The 15,113-nt window shown below is 57.2% G+C and carries 16 protein-coding genes; 8 read left to right on the top strand and 8 right to left on the bottom strand.

The genetic code is table 11. The annotated features are described in order from the left end of the window. Positions 1-2: 2 nt before the first annotated feature. The 6 genes from DU506_RS01510 to DU506_RS01485 all read left to right on the top strand — a co-directional run bounded on the left by DU506_RS01510 (position 3) and on the right by DU506_RS01485 (position 4,614). Positions 3-560 carry a hypothetical protein gene (locus DU506_RS01510; protein WP_114485190.1) on the top strand — a complete coding sequence of 186 codons (558 nt, stop codon included), beginning with the start codon at positions 3-5 and terminating at the stop codon, positions 558-560. A 156-nt stretch (positions 561-716) separates the two neighbouring features. Then, positions 717-1,064 carry a DUF5983 family protein gene (locus DU506_RS01505; protein WP_114485189.1) on the top strand — a complete coding sequence of 116 codons (348 nt, stop codon included), beginning with the start codon at positions 717-719 and terminating at the stop codon, positions 1,062-1,064. A gap of 107 nt (positions 1,065-1,171) precedes the next feature. Beyond that, positions 1,172-1,564, top strand: coding sequence for a hypothetical protein (locus DU506_RS01500; protein ID WP_114485188.1), 393 nt, complete (start codon positions 1,172-1,174; stop codon positions 1,562-1,564). 24 nt (positions 1,565-1,588) lie between these two features. Further along, positions 1,589-2,119 (top strand): hypothetical protein, encoded by a 531-nt coding sequence (locus DU506_RS01495; RefSeq protein ID WP_114485187.1) that lies wholly within the window; start codon positions 1,589-1,591, stop codon positions 2,117-2,119. Between the two features lie 165 nt (positions 2,120-2,284). Further along, positions 2,285-4,054, top strand: a complete 1,770-nt coding sequence (locus tag DU506_RS01490) for an ATP-binding protein (RefSeq protein WP_181870661.1) — start codon at positions 2,285-2,287, stop codon at positions 4,052-4,054. A gap of 293 nt (positions 4,055-4,347) precedes the next feature. Beyond that, on the top strand, positions 4,348-4,614 hold the full coding sequence (locus DU506_RS01485) for a hypothetical protein (protein ID WP_114485185.1): 267 nt from the start codon (positions 4,348-4,350) through the stop codon (positions 4,612-4,614). A gap of 485 nt (positions 4,615-5,099) precedes the next feature. Here DU506_RS01485 and DU506_RS01480 read toward each other — a convergent pair whose 3' ends face one another. Further along, complete coding sequence (locus tag DU506_RS01480) at positions 5,100-6,650, bottom strand: hypothetical protein (protein WP_147273725.1); 1,551 nt, start codon at positions 6,648-6,650, stop codon at positions 5,100-5,102. Between the two features lie 584 nt (positions 6,651-7,234). Here DU506_RS01480 and DU506_RS01475 point away from each other — a divergent pair. Continuing rightward, a complete protein-coding gene (locus DU506_RS01475) occupies positions 7,235-8,869 on the top strand; it encodes a hypothetical protein (protein WP_147273724.1) in 1,635 nt (544 codons plus the stop codon). Between the two features lie 140 nt (positions 8,870-9,009). After that, a complete protein-coding gene (locus DU506_RS01470) occupies positions 9,010-10,266 on the top strand; it encodes a hypothetical protein (protein ID WP_147273723.1) in 1,257 nt (418 codons plus the stop codon). Between the two features lie 163 nt (positions 10,267-10,429). Here the strand turns inward: DU506_RS01470 and DU506_RS01465 are convergent, their stop codons facing one another. From DU506_RS01465 to DU506_RS01435, 7 genes are all read right to left on the bottom strand, one after another. After that, on the bottom strand, positions 10,430-11,614 hold the full coding sequence (locus tag DU506_RS01465) for a hypothetical protein (RefSeq protein ID WP_114485181.1): 1,185 nt from the start codon (positions 11,612-11,614) through the stop codon (positions 10,430-10,432). A gap of 31 nt (positions 11,615-11,645) precedes the next feature. Next, positions 11,646-12,290 carry a recombination protein NinB gene (locus DU506_RS01460; RefSeq protein WP_114485180.1) on the bottom strand — a complete coding sequence of 215 codons (645 nt, stop codon included), beginning with the start codon at positions 12,288-12,290 and terminating at the stop codon, positions 11,646-11,648. Between the two features lie 103 nt (positions 12,291-12,393). Next, positions 12,394-13,236: a prepilin peptidase gene (locus DU506_RS01455; RefSeq protein WP_114485253.1), complete on the bottom strand. Its 843-nt coding sequence runs from the start codon at positions 13,234-13,236 to the stop codon at positions 12,394-12,396. 29 nt (positions 13,237-13,265) lie between these two features. Further along, a complete protein-coding gene (locus DU506_RS01450) occupies positions 13,266-13,598 on the bottom strand; it encodes a hypothetical protein (RefSeq protein WP_114485179.1) in 333 nt (110 codons plus the stop codon). Positions 13,599-13,719: 121 nt separating this feature from the next. Then, on the bottom strand, positions 13,720-13,941 hold the full coding sequence (locus DU506_RS01445; protein WP_114485178.1) for a hypothetical protein: 222 nt from the start codon (positions 13,939-13,941) through the stop codon (positions 13,720-13,722). Between the two features lie 45 nt (positions 13,942-13,986). Continuing rightward, a complete protein-coding gene (locus tag DU506_RS01440; protein ID WP_114485177.1) occupies positions 13,987-14,445 on the bottom strand; it encodes a hypothetical protein in 459 nt (152 codons plus the stop codon). A gap of 48 nt (positions 14,446-14,493) precedes the next feature. Beyond that, a complete protein-coding gene (locus tag DU506_RS01435) occupies positions 14,494-15,060 on the bottom strand; it encodes a hypothetical protein (RefSeq protein WP_114485176.1) in 567 nt (188 codons plus the stop codon). Positions 15,061-15,113 lie beyond the last annotated feature (53 nt).

Raw genomic sequence — 15,113 nt, 5'->3', positions numbered from 1 at the left:
TCATGCAGCCCCCAAACACTACCCAAGCAAGCACTAATGCACTCAAACTCAAGGAGGTGGCGCGGGAGATAATCAGGGCACGCGAACAGGCACGAGAGCTTAGCCTGGACAAAGGCCACTCTCTCGAAGGAAGCGCTGACAAGCAAGCCCTGCGCGACCAGTTGCTATCCATGACCGAATCGGAGTTTCAACACGCGATAAGAAGCGGTGACCCTGATGTGATGCGCGACCTGGGCACCTCCCTGAGCGGGGTAGGGCGCGGTCTTTCCGACATCAAGGGGTATCTGCGTGAAGGCGAGCGCCAGGCCGAGGATGCTGGGGATAAACCGCTGCTCTCCAAAGTATCCAGCGCCACCCTGGAGGATTCGGGTAACCCACGCCTTGATCTCCTGCGTCTGGCGGCGGAACTCTATGACCTGGATGAAGAAGAAACCCTGGAGACAGAGCGGATCATTAGGGAGGAATACGAGCGCGAAACCCGCCAGCGTGAAGCGATGGAGAAAGCCAATAATCCAAAACTCGGCGGCCAGTCGCCCTTCAGTAACGGCCCCTCGATGTAGAAACGCCCAAATGATGTCTTTGTGCCCTGCCAATGTGGGCAGGGCATTTCTTCATCCTTTTGTATATTGATTGCACACAACCAGTATATAAGGTATTCTTTTGCTTAGGGCAGACGCCCAACGGCCTATCCGGCAACCGCCAAGAGGAATCCAGTCATGCCAAGCGCCACCCCCCAGATCACCCCTTTTGATATTACTGATTCAGCTACCCAGCCGCTTATCGAGCCCATGCTGGTATTGAGCACCGGCCATCTCCCCGAAAATGAAGGCTCGAGCAATCTTCACGACAGCCTGCCCAACCGGATTCTGGATGACAAGCTCGGTGGCCTCATCCGGGACAAGAGCTTCATGATCAACACCCTCGTCACAGAGCACAGTGACAAGCTCCGCCACTTTCCGGTGGCCTACAGCATCCTGTCCCGCGCCCGTCGAGGCGGCATCGTGTGGGTCATGTTCGATGCTGACGGTGATTTTATGGACGGCTTGCCCACGTATGACTGGTGAAAAGGTGACGACAAGCACCGCTTGCCACCCACGCCTCACGAGCCTCAATTGCTGACGGAACAAAAGCGGCGGGCAGCGCCCGCCATAACCATCACAAGGAACATAAAATGCCGACTGCCAACACCCAACAACATGCCAGCATCGCCATGCCGAGCCGTCCCTACCTCTGGATGGACACCCAAGGGCAAATTCACCGCCTCGGACGGGCAAGCAATACCTCTGATGCATCGCTGTCGCTACACCGAAGGGGAATCAACGAGGACGGCTGGCTGGCCGTGTTCGACGCTGACGTCATCAGCCAATGGGCGAAAGCGCTAACCCAGGGGTCAGATAACCCCTATTTCCTGTTGGACACGGACGGCAACCTGCACCCCATTACCGGTGCCAACGACTTCGAGACCGCCTGTGTCGCAACCGACGACATGGCGCATGTCATGCCACTTTGGGTGGCCGATCAGGAAACCGCCAAGAACTGGCTGGCCGTCATGGCGGCCCAGTAACCCAACAAGGAGAAGGAGACCATCATGCTCAACGCAACTACCCCATCGGTTAACCGCGACATCAAGCTGGGGGCCGTTTTGCACCATTGTCCGGGGCTTTCTCACAAGTTCGCCATGCTCGTGGTGCGCGAGGTCGAAGCCTACGGTGAGCAACACCGCTACAGCCGTTCACGCCCACTTCCACAGGAAACCAGCCGAGCGATCATAGCCAACGCCTTGGCACTTCAGGCCGAGGACGGCAAGCGCCACACGCTGGAGGGCATTCCTGGCCTTGTGCTGGAAACCCGCATTGCCTGGGGCATCGACATTCCCTTGCGGGGCGCTGTCGTGATTCCCTCGAGCGGTGAGCCCATCTCTGCCGAGACGGTTGAGCGGTGCGTACAAGCCATTATCACGCCCTTGGAGAAAAGCGTCAGACCCAAGGCCAGCGCGCTTTCGAAAGCCCTTAACGGCAAGCACAGCCCACTCCCAGCTCTATTGTCGCAGCTGCCCAAGGGCACGATGGTCTGCCTGCGCCTCATCCCGTTAACCGACACCCTTCAGGCAGCAGCCTGATGATCCTCTCTGCCCGATCCGTTGTGGAAAGGGCAGAAAAGAATACCAATGATTAACTATATATGAGTTGACCTAACCCCATATATGAATAATACTGTGCTTGTCGGCTCTCAACGGAGCGACATCGGCAACCGCCGACCCAAATCCAGACATGAGGCAACCGCCATGACCACAATGACACAGCCCATCACGCTCGACGTATCTCGCAATGGCACCATCCGCACTTTGGCGGATCAGTTCACCAGTAACACCACCTTCCTCAAGGAGCTGCTCCAGAATGCCCGCCGCGCAGGTGCCAGCAAGGTTGAAGTCAACTATGTTGACGGAATCCTGACCCTTATCGACGATGGCCACGGTATCACCGACCCCCAAGTGCTGTTCTGCATCGGTAAATCCGAGTGGCAGGACATGGACATGATGGCCACCGAAAACCCCTTCGGCATTGGTTTTGCCGCAGCCCTGTTCGCCGCCGACCGGATTACCGTCGAGTCCAACGGCTGGTGCATCGACGCCCACACCGCCGATATCCTGGATTTCAAACCGCTGATGCTGAAAAGCGGAGACGTGCAAAGCGGCTCACGCATCACGCTGGCGCTTACCGATGCCCTTCGTGAAGAGCACCAACCGCTGCACCCGGATAACGCAGCTGAGCTGTTTATGGGGCTGGCGCAGGCATTCCCCATCGACATACTCTTCAATGGTGATCCGCTCCCCGCACCCCTGCGTCAGGTGGCAGGCGGTGCGATACTTGAGAGCGGGGTGCTTCAAGGCAAATTGCTGGCCACCACCGAAAGCGAACTGGCCCAACCCTGGTCATCCAACATCGTGGTGGTACTGCAAGGCTTCGTGCTCACCCGCCTCAAGCGCGACTTCCTAAACCAGCCCCTATTCGCCGGTGACTTCATGGTTCGAAACGCAAGGGCGGAGAGGGCCGTGCCGGCACCAGAATGTTCATCCGTGCTGCATCTGGACAACACCAAGGTACGGGCGCGAGTGCCAGACCGCGATAGCCTGATAGACGCGGAAGCCGTTTATGCCGATATCAGGTGTCAATTGGCGGCCTTCTTTGCGGATCGCCTTGTCCAGGCCAAAGCTAACCTGAGCGCGGGACGCTTCCTGGCGTCTTACGCAGACCTCTGCCTGCGCTGGCGCATGGCGCACCTGCTTAACGACATGCCGCTTCTCGCCGATTGGGTGGAAACCATTAACCATTTGGCCGCCTTTGGAGAAGCATCAGAATATATCTCCATTGAGGGTAACCTCGCGCCCACCGATGAAATATTTCTGGCCAATATCCGGTTTGATGACCCAGACCCGATCAGTGCCGTAAGCACCTACCTTGCGGCCACCAATACCAAGGTGATCGATGGCTTTTCTCGGCTTGATCAGGGGCACTGGGCAAAGGCCAATACCATCGATGTCGAAGCTCGGGAGCGCCCCAGCAGCAATGCCGACAAATTCCGGGTTCAGGCGCGGCCCGTTTCTTCTATCTCCCCGATATCGCCAATTGAAGAAAACGGCGCACTTCGCTTTGACTGGTTCAACATGGAGCGCTCGATTGTGGTCTGCGATGCGATCGAGCTGACCCCGAATGACGCACGACTGCCCTCCGTGCAGGTGACCCAGGCCGCCGTCTACGACATGGCCACGCGGCGGTTGCTGATTACGCGCAACGCTACCCGCATGGATATTTCCACCATGTTCTTGTCCATGGATAGCTACGGCGAGAGCGATAATGGTACCGAGAGGGACGAAACCCAGCTTCATGTTGATGTGAGCTTGGTCGAGCAGGTGCAAATGCTGCATAGAGGCGACTCGCCGGCCACGATCATCGAGAATCACTTGAAGGCGAGCATTTCACACCTTACCAAAGCCCTCGGGGGCTCCCACTTCTCGGTTAGCATCAGCGACGCGGGAGAGATCAAGGTGGCGTGATCCGACTGGTGATACCTTTGCCCACCTCCCGGAGGTGGGCATTTTTGCGGTATGATCTTGCAAATAGTTATTTCTACACCACAGCACCTGAACTTTATGCAAGGGGCACCTAACAAGTGCCGACAAGAGAAAAACCTGGGTAAACGGTGATGGCGACGCCCACCACTTGGTACCCAGCCTTAGAGCCTTAACTACAACTACAAAGGAGGCGCGGCCAAGGGACTTCGGGTCGTGCGCGCACGACGTTATCCAACCCTCCCGACTAGACGTACCGGGTATCCCGCGCAATAGCCATGATTCCATTGCAACATCCTGACCGGGTTCGCCCACCTCGTCTCGCCGGTCAACGTGAGCTGCTGTTCCTCGATTTTCTCGATGACTACGCCTCGGAGCACGGCCTGTCCTTCAGCTACAGCATGGGCGAACTGGCCTGCTACATGTATCGCCCCGACAAGACCCTGCATGCCTTGGTCACCTATTGCTGGAACAGTGACCGGATCACTGTCGAACACCCCCACACCAGCCAGGCGCAAAGCATCTCGCTGACGTCACCGACCTGAGCAACCCGAACCGAATAAACAACAAAAGACCCTGCATCGGCGAAGCCGGTGTGGGGTTTTTAGTGTCCATTAGCCTGTTTTAACCCCCTTTCACTTCTTTTAGCCATTCCCCGAAGCCCCGGCTGGCGCGGCCTGTAGGTCGATTGAGCTTGCGGCTCATCACGCTGGGGCCATGCAGCCACATAATGCGCAACCTCGGCCCATGATTAGCTTACGTATTCACCTTTTTGAATGACGCCTTCACAGCATTGCCTGTATTAGTCTCATTTTGCGAAAAAGAAATCACATCCTGGGGATAAAAAATCAGCCTCCAAACCACGCAAGCAATGCCCGACCGGAGTGCCGTGGGGGTAGGGTAACGGGCAATGGCAAATGGCTTACAACGAAGGTCTATTGTTGGTCGGTGGTGGCGAGGAAATCCCGAATTCCGGGCATGCCAAATGCCCCGCGCTTGGCGCAGGGTGGAAAGAAAGAGGCCCGAGGTGTCAGATCACCAAGAGCAGGGGAGGCACCTTGTCGACAGGGGAGAGCCGCTGGAAGGCAGGGACGCGGCGGGCCGACGCACGCTCGAGACGATTATGCAGGTGCTGACTCCACCAGCTGCCGGCCCGTGCCTGGCTTATCTGGGACAGGGTGAGCGTTACATCGCGGCGCAGATTGTCCACGGCTGCTTTTTTCTTGGGGCTGGGTTTCGTGGCGGCAGGCGCTGACTGGATGCGATTCAGCGCAGCTAGGAGGGTGCGGTCGAAGGAAGAGGGGATCATGTGCCGTACCAGTTCGATATGTCCCGCCCAGCGCTGCACGTTGTACCGGTCGAACCCGCGATAAATTCTGCGGGTATCGCTAAAGGGCTGCACCAGATCCGCCTTGGCAAACCCACCGATGTCATGTGACTCGAGCTTGGCAAAGCTTGCGGCCACTCGCCGGTAGGCGCTCTGGCGTCCCTTGTGAACGCTTCCCTGTTTCTCGCGCTCTACCGCATGCTGGTCATTACGCTGCGCGACACCAATCTCTTTGACTCGGGGCTGCCAGGGGTCGAGAACTGCCTTGCCGGCACGCTGGTCATCACGTTCGGGCAGTGAATTGATAAATTCATCGGGGCATGTCCGCATGAGTTGCGACAATGTGTCGATGCGGTAGTCATGAATGTTATTGCGATCATAGCCATGGCCAGCGTAGAACAATGTCAGCCACTGCGCCCCCACGTGGCGGCCCGCAGCGCGCCAAAGCCCATGGGTAATCACCGTCAGGTCGGAGGCGGCGCACCGCAACATGGCCGTCAGCGGCTGACCAATCGATATTCGCCATTGGGCGAGTCGCGAGGGGCGCTTTTTCGTGCTCTCAAGCGATCGGGATTGCTGAAGTACCCCACCGTGGACGCTGACCTGACCGCTATCGAAATAGTCGATCAGCGGTTCGGCGCAGATGGCCACCCACTCACCACCTTCAAGCCTCTCCTGGACGACCAGCAGGCGAGCAAGCGTCGTGATATCTTCTTCAAGACTGTCATAGGCAGACCCCCCAGGCGCATACCCAAGACGCCGGATCAAGGGCCGAGGCTCGCACTGCATCGTGATACGCCCGCCGAGCACTGAGCTGATTTGAACATCAGTCCCAGGCAAGGGAAACTTCAAACCCGATAACAGGTAGGCGAGAGTATTGAGATGGCGTGGCTGGAGGATCACCTGATTGGCACCGACACCGCCTCCGGTCGCAACGGCCTGCTTTTTCGCTAACCGAAAGCGCCGCTGACAGGATTCCACTTGCGCCACATTGTGCTTGCTAGGAACGATCAGGTGATCCGGCTTTCCCTCAACGGCATGCACATACAAACAAGGGGCCGCTTCAGCAAAGCGCTTGTTACTGGCAGGCATCGCGGAAACCCAGGCACAGAGTGCCTGAGGGAAAACTCCCGCATGGGCAGGCATCTTGCGCTTCGAAAGCCCTATCAATGCAGGGATACGACAGCGATTTTCCGTGTCATCCGCAGAGTCATCGAATAACGGGGCTTGGTGTAATCCTTCACCTTCACTCATCTTATTAGTCTTAAACTTGATGCCCCAGACGCCATGCGATACCATTCAAATCGTTAGCAATACTTGGCCAGACATGAAATGACGTGGAACGACATAACATGGCGTGGAATGGAATGGTCAGGCATGGAGTCTGTAAGCAGAGTTGGAAACATGGTTGAGCAGGGCGGCTACCCTAATCATCCCTCGTGTTACAAAGCGAGTCAGGCAATGCGCAGCGGCTACTGCGTTCTTTGTTGAGTCGGACACGAGCAAACATTGCAGCACCCAAAACATGAAGCCCTCAACCGCCCCGCGGTTGGGGGTTTCGTGTTTCTGGCTCTGGGTTGTGATAAGCAATGGAATCACGCGGTCATCCCCTGACGAAAAAAAAGTATTTACACCACTACATGTTAATTCCAAACGTACTCTAGCAGAGCTAAAATGCAGTATGCAACAAGAAAGTGGTTAATTAAATAAGAGAAAAACTAGAGAAAACACGTAGAAACCGATACGATAATTCAAGCGGTTGATATATGGTGGTAGGCAGGGCGGAAAAAGCCGTAATTATTTTTCGTATCGTTCCATCTGAAAAAAAGTGGCACAACATGAGCGAACTCTCATATATAAGCGGTACGGATTCGCGCCTGATAGGCCGCCGATCTCCATATTTTGAGCCAACCTCAAGCGCCGACATCCATAAATGGAAGTCCCTCGGCTTTCGCCTGCTCGATAAAGGCGCGAGCATGGTGGCAAGCGAGCGCGCCTTCCTTGAGGCACTGGACTCCCTCAGCGCAGGCACCCCGTCTGGGGAGGTGATCGATGGCGAACAGATCCAAGACGCCATGTCGGCAGCAAGTGACGCCTCGATCACCAAAGCCTGGCAAGCCCAGAAGATCACCAACCTGTGCAAGAGCCTGTTTGACGCGGGTGTCGCCACCCGGGTCAAGGTGCGAAACGGCGCTAGAGGGGGCGGCTGGCTATATAGTCTTCGAAGTCCCGAGACGGTGGCCGAACTCTGGCGGGAGCAGGCCCCCTCCGCCGAGCGAATCCCAGGGGTAACCCCCGGCAAGGCGCGCACGCCACCCACCAAGAAGGCCCTGACGCGAGCCAGCGAGCTTTATGAAGTCCTGGTGGCCAGCAACCTTTTGTCCTCCAAGTATGACCTCAACACCCAGGAGCCCTGGACGTACCTGCTGGTCTCCCAATTGATCGAGAAGTGCTCCCGCTACAAGGCGAGCGATCCGCGGACGTCGATCTCGACACCGGTGAGCCTCAATAATGAGGTTGTCGAGGCTGAAGCGGCCACCACACTCTGGGATGCCACATCGGAGCCAAGCTTTGGCCTGATCACTGCGGATGACTCCCAGCTGTTGCTGGCGCTTCTCACCGCGGCCATGCAGCAGATCATTCGCGACGTGAAGCAGGGCAAGCGGCCTGAAAACCTGATGAAGGTGGATTTGCGCGTTCTGGCTAAGCAGCTGAGCAAAGGCAAGAATGAAACCTATGCCTACAAAGGCTTCCAGCGAGGCATGGTGCGCATCATCAATACCAGCTTCGCCCTGACCGTTAACCCGGAAGGGCGGATGGCCCAGCGCATCCAGGCCCACCTGGGCATTCGGGGTAACCGTACTGAATTTCGCCTGGTCGACAACGTGACCCTGGGGGCTGACAACGAAAGCGCGTCGACCGCCGCCAGCGCCTGGAAGCCCCAGCGCGATATACGCTACGTCACCTTCAGTCTGTCGCCGATGATCTGGTCGGATCTGATGCATGGAAACGGCTGGATGGTTCACCCGTCCCTGCTCTATGAGCGTTCGGGCTTTACGCACCGGGTCTATAACCACCTCAAAGCACACTCCAGTCTCAATGAGAGCTACAGCGTGACGGGGGATACCCTCATGCGCATGCTGAACATGGGCACAGGCGGTGGATCCGTTAATCGCCGGGCGGGGCGCTTTTGCGATCAGTTGTGGCGACTCTTCCATGATCATGCCACCCAGAGCACTGGGCTACTGACCCTCGACAATGAAACGCCCTACATGGAGATGTCCCTGCAGTTTTTTGACCTGGAGCTTGAGATCACCCCCCTGTCGGAGCATAAATCAGCGCTGCTGGTCGAGGCTCGGCACAGTGAGGCCAGCCGGCAACTCCTGCTCAAACAGGACATGCGTATTCGCGAGACCCTCGAGCAGCTGCAAGCAATCTCTGGCCAGGGTACGCCACGCATCGGGAAGGACTGATCCAGCGAAGGGGAGCGACTCAGCAGCAATCAAGATGTAGTATATATGTTGACGCATACACATATATGGCTTAGGCTTTAACTCAACGGGCACCCGGCAACCGCCGATGACCCACACTGCAACCGCCAAGGATTACCATCATGACAACAGCTAACCACACCCCGGACATGAGTCAGTCGCAGTCAGCGCGCTTCACCGACCGGGAAAGCGCCCAGTCCCAGCACCAGCCGATCGCCCAGACGGTGGCCAGTCCCCATGCCATTCCCCAGGCTGCTGCCAGTGTTATGAGCCCTGCTGATACTCATCCCCATGAAATGACCTCGCCAGAAGAGGCTTGCGAAATGGATAACCACCCTATGGATGCTGGCGCCTTTATCGACAGCCGCTGCGAGTTCATGAACCAGGAGCACGTCCAGGTAGCCCGTCACCAGGCGATCATTGCGTCTTTGTCTGGCCACGGAGAGGCTGCGACACCCATCGAGATCACCGCCCACACGAGCGACCAGGCCCTGGCCAAGTTCGCGAGCCAATTGCTGACGGATTCGAATGTGTCGGCGCCGGAAGAAAGCTCGACCCAGCCCGCCGGCGCCGAGCTCACCCTGCTTGAGGCACTGCACCAGCTGCGCGGCGAACTGCGCTCCCAGGATGACAACTGGGGAGAGATCAGCCCGCACCTGGAGGCCTTGCTCGACCAGGGACACCCCAATGTCCGCCTGAAATCGGCAGGCAAATACAATCCTTCGGCGAAGCGCACCCTACTGGTTCGCACACGTCCAGGCGATGGGGGTTGGGAGCCGGCAATCATCCAGGACAATGAAGGCGCCCGGCAGCAGTGGAAAAAAGCGGGGCTTGACTACCCCTTTGCCAGTCGTAGCCGTGGTGATCTGGATCCGGATGTAGGCGAAATGCAGCATTACATCGAGAGCCGTGTCCGCCAGGCCGGTCGCTCCTCGGTCACGGAAGGTTTGGCCTTTAAGCGCCACCTTGAGAAAAAGATTGCCGCAGCCACCGCTCAACTCCAGGCGCTGAAGCCAGTGATCCGTGAGGAAAACCTGTATGAGACCGAGATGCTGGCGCGGGAATATCGCAACGTCCTGGAGGGCAGCCCCTCCGAGACGGCGCGACTGAAGATCCGCCGTGCCCTGATCGAACTGGTCCTCAAGGCGATCAGCACCGATGCCGAAATTGGCACCGCCGACCTGGAGTATTTGGCATTTGCACGCATCTCTCGACTGGTGGAACTGGACATCGGCCGTTACACCGACCCGGCATCGATCGAGCGTGATCATGCCATCCTCGTGGAGGCCGCCAACGACGCCCGGGATCTGGTAGGTTATTTATGCGATGACGACATCGGCCAAGAGCTCAGCTTAATTATCGGTCGTGCTCTGGCGTAACTCTCTGCGCCACGACAGATGTGAGACCGACTAAACCACACCTGGTTGTCCCAGCCCTGGCTTAATGCCGGGGCTTTTGCGTGCATGGTTTTCTGGTATCGGCGTCAATATCATGCCAACAAAAACCGGCCTTCAGGGCCGGTCGGGTAAGGCGATGGGAGTGCTACAGGTTATGCAGCATCAGGTGACGGAAGGCGTCATCGGCCCGAACCTCAGGGGCAATCACCTCATGGTCAAGGACCACCGGCAGTTTCAATGCCTTGGCGCCACATCCCACCCAGGGCACATCGGGACGGCGATTCTCCACGCTTGCGTTGTACACCTCTTCGGCGAGCAGGGAAAACACGGTCCGCTGGAGCCCGTGGCGGTAAACAGTGTTGATCCCGCCGGAGCGATGCAGCTTGTTAATGGCCCAGTCGAGCAGGGGGCTTTTCTCTCGGTCCAGGCGGTCTTCGCCGAAGCCATCCATGGTGTTCAGGCACATCATGATAATTGCGCCATTCGGCATGGTGACTACCACCGGATGGCGGCGCGAGGCGGAGAAGGCCTTTTCGTTGAGGGGCTTTAACAGTAAGGCGCCGCTTTCTCCCAGCATGGAACTGGACACACCCAAGGGAAGGGTCGACTGGTAGTCCCGGAACCGGCAGCGATCCTTCAGTGCGCGCCATTGCACCATGTCCGTGAGATCCGGAATGAAATCATCATGGGTTACCGGTGCGCCGGCGTTGAAGCGAACGGGTGCACAGAGTGAGGCCTGCCAGCGGCTGCTGGAAGGCAGCCAGACATCCTGGTGGTCACCCATGGCTCTCGGGGCTTCCCCAGCCGGCGGAAAGGCAACGCGGGCGCTGGCCCGCTCATAGATATCCCGCTTGGCGCTGGCCTCAATGGCGGCACCGGCAATCGCCATGCCCAGAAGCCCATGGTAAGCCGCAACCAAATAAGGTACCTCAAGGGCATGGTGGGCCAAGTGATCACGAAGAAACTCCTCACGCACCCCATTTTCAGTGAGCGACACTAAAAAACGTGCTTCCGGCTGACGGCCCCGAGCCACGTAGCGAAAACGTGGTCGAGAATACACAGAAGACTGATCGGGAAACGGCGTGTTGTAAGCCAGGCGCCGAGAAAAGGTGCTGCCGTACTCGTAGATGGCACTGCCTGGCAAGTTGGCCTGCATCAGGGTGCGATAGTCGTCCCGCTGGGAAAAAATCTCTCCTGTAACGTGACGTCCGTCACTGAAGTCGTCTTCGTGGAAAAGAACATCGATATCGCGCTCGCTCTCATCGGCGCTCGAGATTTCGAAAGTGCTGTCTAGCTGATCGAAATCGTGAAGAATGAGGTTATCGGTCATGGCAAATACTCCCAAGTAGATTTAGTCAGAGTTAGAGGCTTTCGTTTTCGCTAGACGATGCGACGACCGGGACAGGCAAGGCTGGCCGAGTACGAATGTTATCCCAGCCACGCTGGCGAGAAGGCCGCTTGGGTTTAACGGATCTTTTGGCGGCCAATGCAGTGCCGACATGGACCGGCTTGGCGTGATCGCGTACAAGCGAGAGCGCTTGAAGATCGCAAAGCTCATCACCGGTCTGAATGACGTTGATCGGCTGTGATGGCGGCGAATCGAGAGATAGGTTCAGGTGGGACAGAATAGCTTCGGCAAGGTCGATCAACTGGCTGCAGGACTGCACGCCGAGATCTCTGGCCTGGCCACCCACAAAGGCAAGCCCGCCGGTAAGGCCCGGCACAGGAAATTCCTTGCGCCAAGCGGCGACCAGCAGGTCCTCCCATTGACGGTGGCTAAGAGTAAGTCCGTGCCAATAGACATGATGGCTCATGAACTTGGTAATGCTGGCCACATAGGCTTCTTGCTGGCGCGAGGCAGGGTAGAGCGCTCGTGTTACGACAATCTCTGTCCAGCCATAGGTTTCGCCACTGGCGTCCAGCACCAGCGCACCCGCCTGGATCAGAGCAAGCTCGGCTTCAGCGCGATTACGAATATCGAAGCGTAAGGTACGTGTTTCAGTCATGTGCGTGGCTCGTTTCAGAGAATTCTTACTTCGAGCGTACACAGGTCGTAAATTTTGCCGAAATAATCGGCACTTCGAATCAGGCGGGAACCGAGGTTTTTTGCTAGAGCGTGAGCATGCCTTGAAAAGCACCAATCAAGGCTTCACCGAAAAACAGGCACAAGCCACCGCCGATCGCCAGGAAGGGGCCGAAGGGTATCGGCTCACCGCGAAGCCTGGGGATGGCCAGCTGAGCAACGATCCCTACAGAGGCACCAATAAAGGCGGCTATCACCAGTACATAAGGAATGAAAGCCCATCCAAGCCAGGCACCAAGAGCGGCCATCAACTTGAAATCGCCATACCCCATCCCGGTCTTGCCGGTGGCAAGCTTAAAAATCCAGAACACTGACCACAGAACAAGATAACCACCCATGGCGCCGATCACCGCTTGCTGCAGCATGTCGGGTTGAAATAGCGCATGGAAGGCAAGCCCAGCCCACAGTAGCGGCAATGTAATGATGTCGGGGAGTAACTGGGTATGAAAATCAATCACCGCCAGGGTAAGAAGCGCAAGCAATGCACCCAGCAAAAACAGGCTCTCGAGGCTTGCGCCATGAATGAGGATGACGCCTGCCGCCAGGAGGGCACCGGCGATTTCCACCAAGGGGTACTGGACGCTGATACTGGCACTGCAGTTGGCGCAACGTCCCTTGCGTTTAAGGTACCCAAGAAGCGGAACATTATCGTGCCAGGCAATAGGGGACTCGCAACCAGGGCAGAGCGAGCGAGGAACCGCCAGATTGAACGGCTTTAACTCTTCCACCTCCTGGTCCAATGTTTCCAGGGCATCGATATGCCACTGACGCATCATCATGACCGGGAGCCGCGAGATCACGACATTAAGGAAACTGCCGATGCATAGGCCAAGCGCGGAGGCGAGGCCGAGGGCCAGAAGAGGATGGATCGCTTGCAAGACGGGATGCTCCAGAGAGGTCAGGACGAAGGTTTTTCGGAAGAGCCACGCAGAAAGGTGGACAAGAAAGTGACAATTACCATGAACGGCGCACCGGCAGTGCCCAGTCGCTGTAAGTCAAAGCCCCACATGACCAACCGGCCGGCCAGCTGCGTGGCGACATAGGTTAGCTTCATGCCGAGAATGCCCATTAGAAGGCCAAGAAAGAAACAGGCACTCATCATCACGGCACCAGCCATGCAGAAACGAAAAGCAGGCTTGTGAGCAATACCGACGCGCCGAGAGCGCCACTGGAGCATACGAAGGTACAGCGGGGAAATGATCGCAGCAGAAAGCCAGAGCGTCGAGAGCATCGGGTTAACATCGCAAGTTGGTGATTTGCTACCAGTCTAGCGAACTTCGCGGGAAAAAGGGGAAAGCAAAACGTCGCCCGAAGGCGACGCAAGAAGAACAGCCGTGCAGCACAGGTGGCAGTTATGGCTGGACGCGATACTTCTCGTTAAACGCCGCTTCGGCATTTGCTTCGTCGCGCAAGGCCCGCAGTGCATTATCAAGCGCAGGCCTCAGCTGATCCGCTGCCTCAGCAGAATCCGTCAGTCCTGCCACTTCAAGCACTGCACGCTGCTCGGGGGCCAGTGCATATACACTGAGAATGTCCTGAAGGGAGAGGCCCTGGCATGGAGAGGGTTGGCTCATGGTGTCGATCTCCTATAGAGAAAAGCGGGGTTGCTCAGTGTCATTTTACAGTGTCGGGTTGTTGCGACTCGAAGAAGGCGCACTTGGGTTCGCCGCATTGGCTTCTGGCGGCGCCATATCCGGCATCAACTGTGGGTCCTGAGCATGATAAAGGAACGTGCAGAAATTCTGTCGCGTCGATGCATCGGATGAAAGCGCCGCCTGAACCGCATCTCGCCAGCCGGACGACGTATCCAGCGAGGATGCTTGTGCGGAGCCCAAGGCAGCAGCTGCGCGCTGCTCCATGACCTGCCGAAGCCCGGGGTGCAAGTCGCCAGTACCCTTTGCCAAGTAATCACAGCAACTGTCCAATGATACGAACCCCTCGTCCCGCGTCTCCAGCCAGTCTCGAGCTGCGAGCCGTTGCGTGGGGTTTTGATCATCCGCATCACGAAGGGCGGCATGCACCTGCAGCAGTGCGATACGGGTTATGCCAGTCGGTAGCGATGAATGAGATGAAGGCATCGGTCTCTTCTCAAGAATGGAGATGAAGTTATGTCTAGGGTATCACCCTCACAAAGAAGGTGTATTTGTCAGTCTACGAGGGCTTGCCGAAACGGTCTTTTCCATAGACTTATCAAGATACTGACTGACGACAGTCCCTACTCGCTGACTGGCCTCCAGTAAACCATCCACAGATGCGGAGCGACACATGCGCGCCTCGCCGGAATTCGACAGGATATAGGTTCCATCATCGCTGATATGAATGCCTGCAGACGATAGCAGCATAGCTTTCACCCCTTCGGTAGAGGTCATGTCGGCAACGCCTTTTCTGATCCCTCCCTCGGCGCTAAGCGTTGTATGGCCGGCAATCTCCCGGGCCATCTTGGGAAGACCGAGTGCTGAATTATGAAAGCTGGAAATAAACCTGGCAACGGACTCAATTTGCGCAAAGCCATCGTCGTTCCCGACGAACCAGTCCATTGCCTTTTTGCGCCTGCTGGCACCACCGTCCAGGTCCCCGAGGTTTTGTGCTGCGAAATGCATGGCGATTCGATAGACCGGCAACGCCCGCTGAAAAGCTTCTTCGCTGGTCATGCCCACGAACCTGTTGGGTGTGGCTTGGAGTGGCTTGCTCATGTGATTTCCTCGGTCGATCTGAATTTTCTGTCCTTGGTATATATAAAGGGGTC

This window comes from Vreelandella rituensis (assembly GCF_003336665.1).
GTDB classification, from domain to species: Bacteria; Pseudomonadota; Gammaproteobacteria; order Pseudomonadales; family Halomonadaceae; genus Vreelandella; species Vreelandella rituensis.
This window is presented reverse-complemented; position numbering and strand designations above follow the sequence as displayed.

Excerpts from the sequence above, each read along its gene's own strand:
- DU506_RS01510 (WP_114485190.1), top strand. The coding sequence starts at position 3 with ATGCAGCCCCCAAACACTACCCAAGCAAGCACTAATGCACTCAAACTC.
- DU506_RS01505 (WP_114485189.1), top strand. The coding sequence starts at position 717 with ATGCCAAGCGCCACCCCCCAGATCACCCCTTTTGATATTACTGATTCA.
- DU506_RS01500 (WP_114485188.1), top strand. The coding sequence starts at position 1,172 with ATGCCGACTGCCAACACCCAACAACATGCCAGCATCGCCATGCCGAGC.
- DU506_RS01495 (WP_114485187.1), top strand. The coding sequence starts at position 1,589 with ATGCTCAACGCAACTACCCCATCGGTTAACCGCGACATCAAGCTGGGG.
- DU506_RS01490 (WP_181870661.1), top strand. The coding sequence starts at position 2,285 with ATGACCACAATGACACAGCCCATCACGCTCGACGTATCTCGCAATGGC.
- DU506_RS01485 (WP_114485185.1), top strand. The coding sequence starts at position 4,348 with ATGATTCCATTGCAACATCCTGACCGGGTTCGCCCACCTCGTCTCGCC.
- DU506_RS01480 (WP_147273725.1), bottom strand. The coding sequence starts at position 6,650 with ATGAGTGAAGGTGAAGGATTACACCAAGCCCCGTTATTCGATGACTCT.
- DU506_RS01475 (WP_147273724.1), top strand. The coding sequence starts at position 7,235 with ATGAGCGAACTCTCATATATAAGCGGTACGGATTCGCGCCTGATAGGC.
- DU506_RS01470 (WP_147273723.1), top strand. The coding sequence starts at position 9,010 with ATGACAACAGCTAACCACACCCCGGACATGAGTCAGTCGCAGTCAGCG.
- DU506_RS01465 (WP_114485181.1), bottom strand. The coding sequence starts at position 11,614 with ATGACCGATAACCTCATTCTTCACGATTTCGATCAGCTAGACAGCACT.
- DU506_RS01460 (WP_114485180.1), bottom strand. The coding sequence starts at position 12,290 with ATGACTGAAACACGTACCTTACGCTTCGATATTCGTAATCGCGCTGAA.
- DU506_RS01450 (WP_114485179.1), bottom strand. The coding sequence starts at position 13,598 with ATGCTCTCGACGCTCTGGCTTTCTGCTGCGATCATTTCCCCGCTGTAC.
- DU506_RS01445 (WP_114485178.1), bottom strand. The coding sequence starts at position 13,941 with ATGAGCCAACCCTCTCCATGCCAGGGCCTCTCCCTTCAGGACATTCTC.
- DU506_RS01440 (WP_114485177.1), bottom strand. The coding sequence starts at position 14,445 with ATGCCTTCATCTCATTCATCGCTACCGACTGGCATAACCCGTATCGCA.
- DU506_RS01435 (WP_114485176.1), bottom strand. The coding sequence starts at position 15,060 with ATGAGCAAGCCACTCCAAGCCACACCCAACAGGTTCGTGGGCATGACC.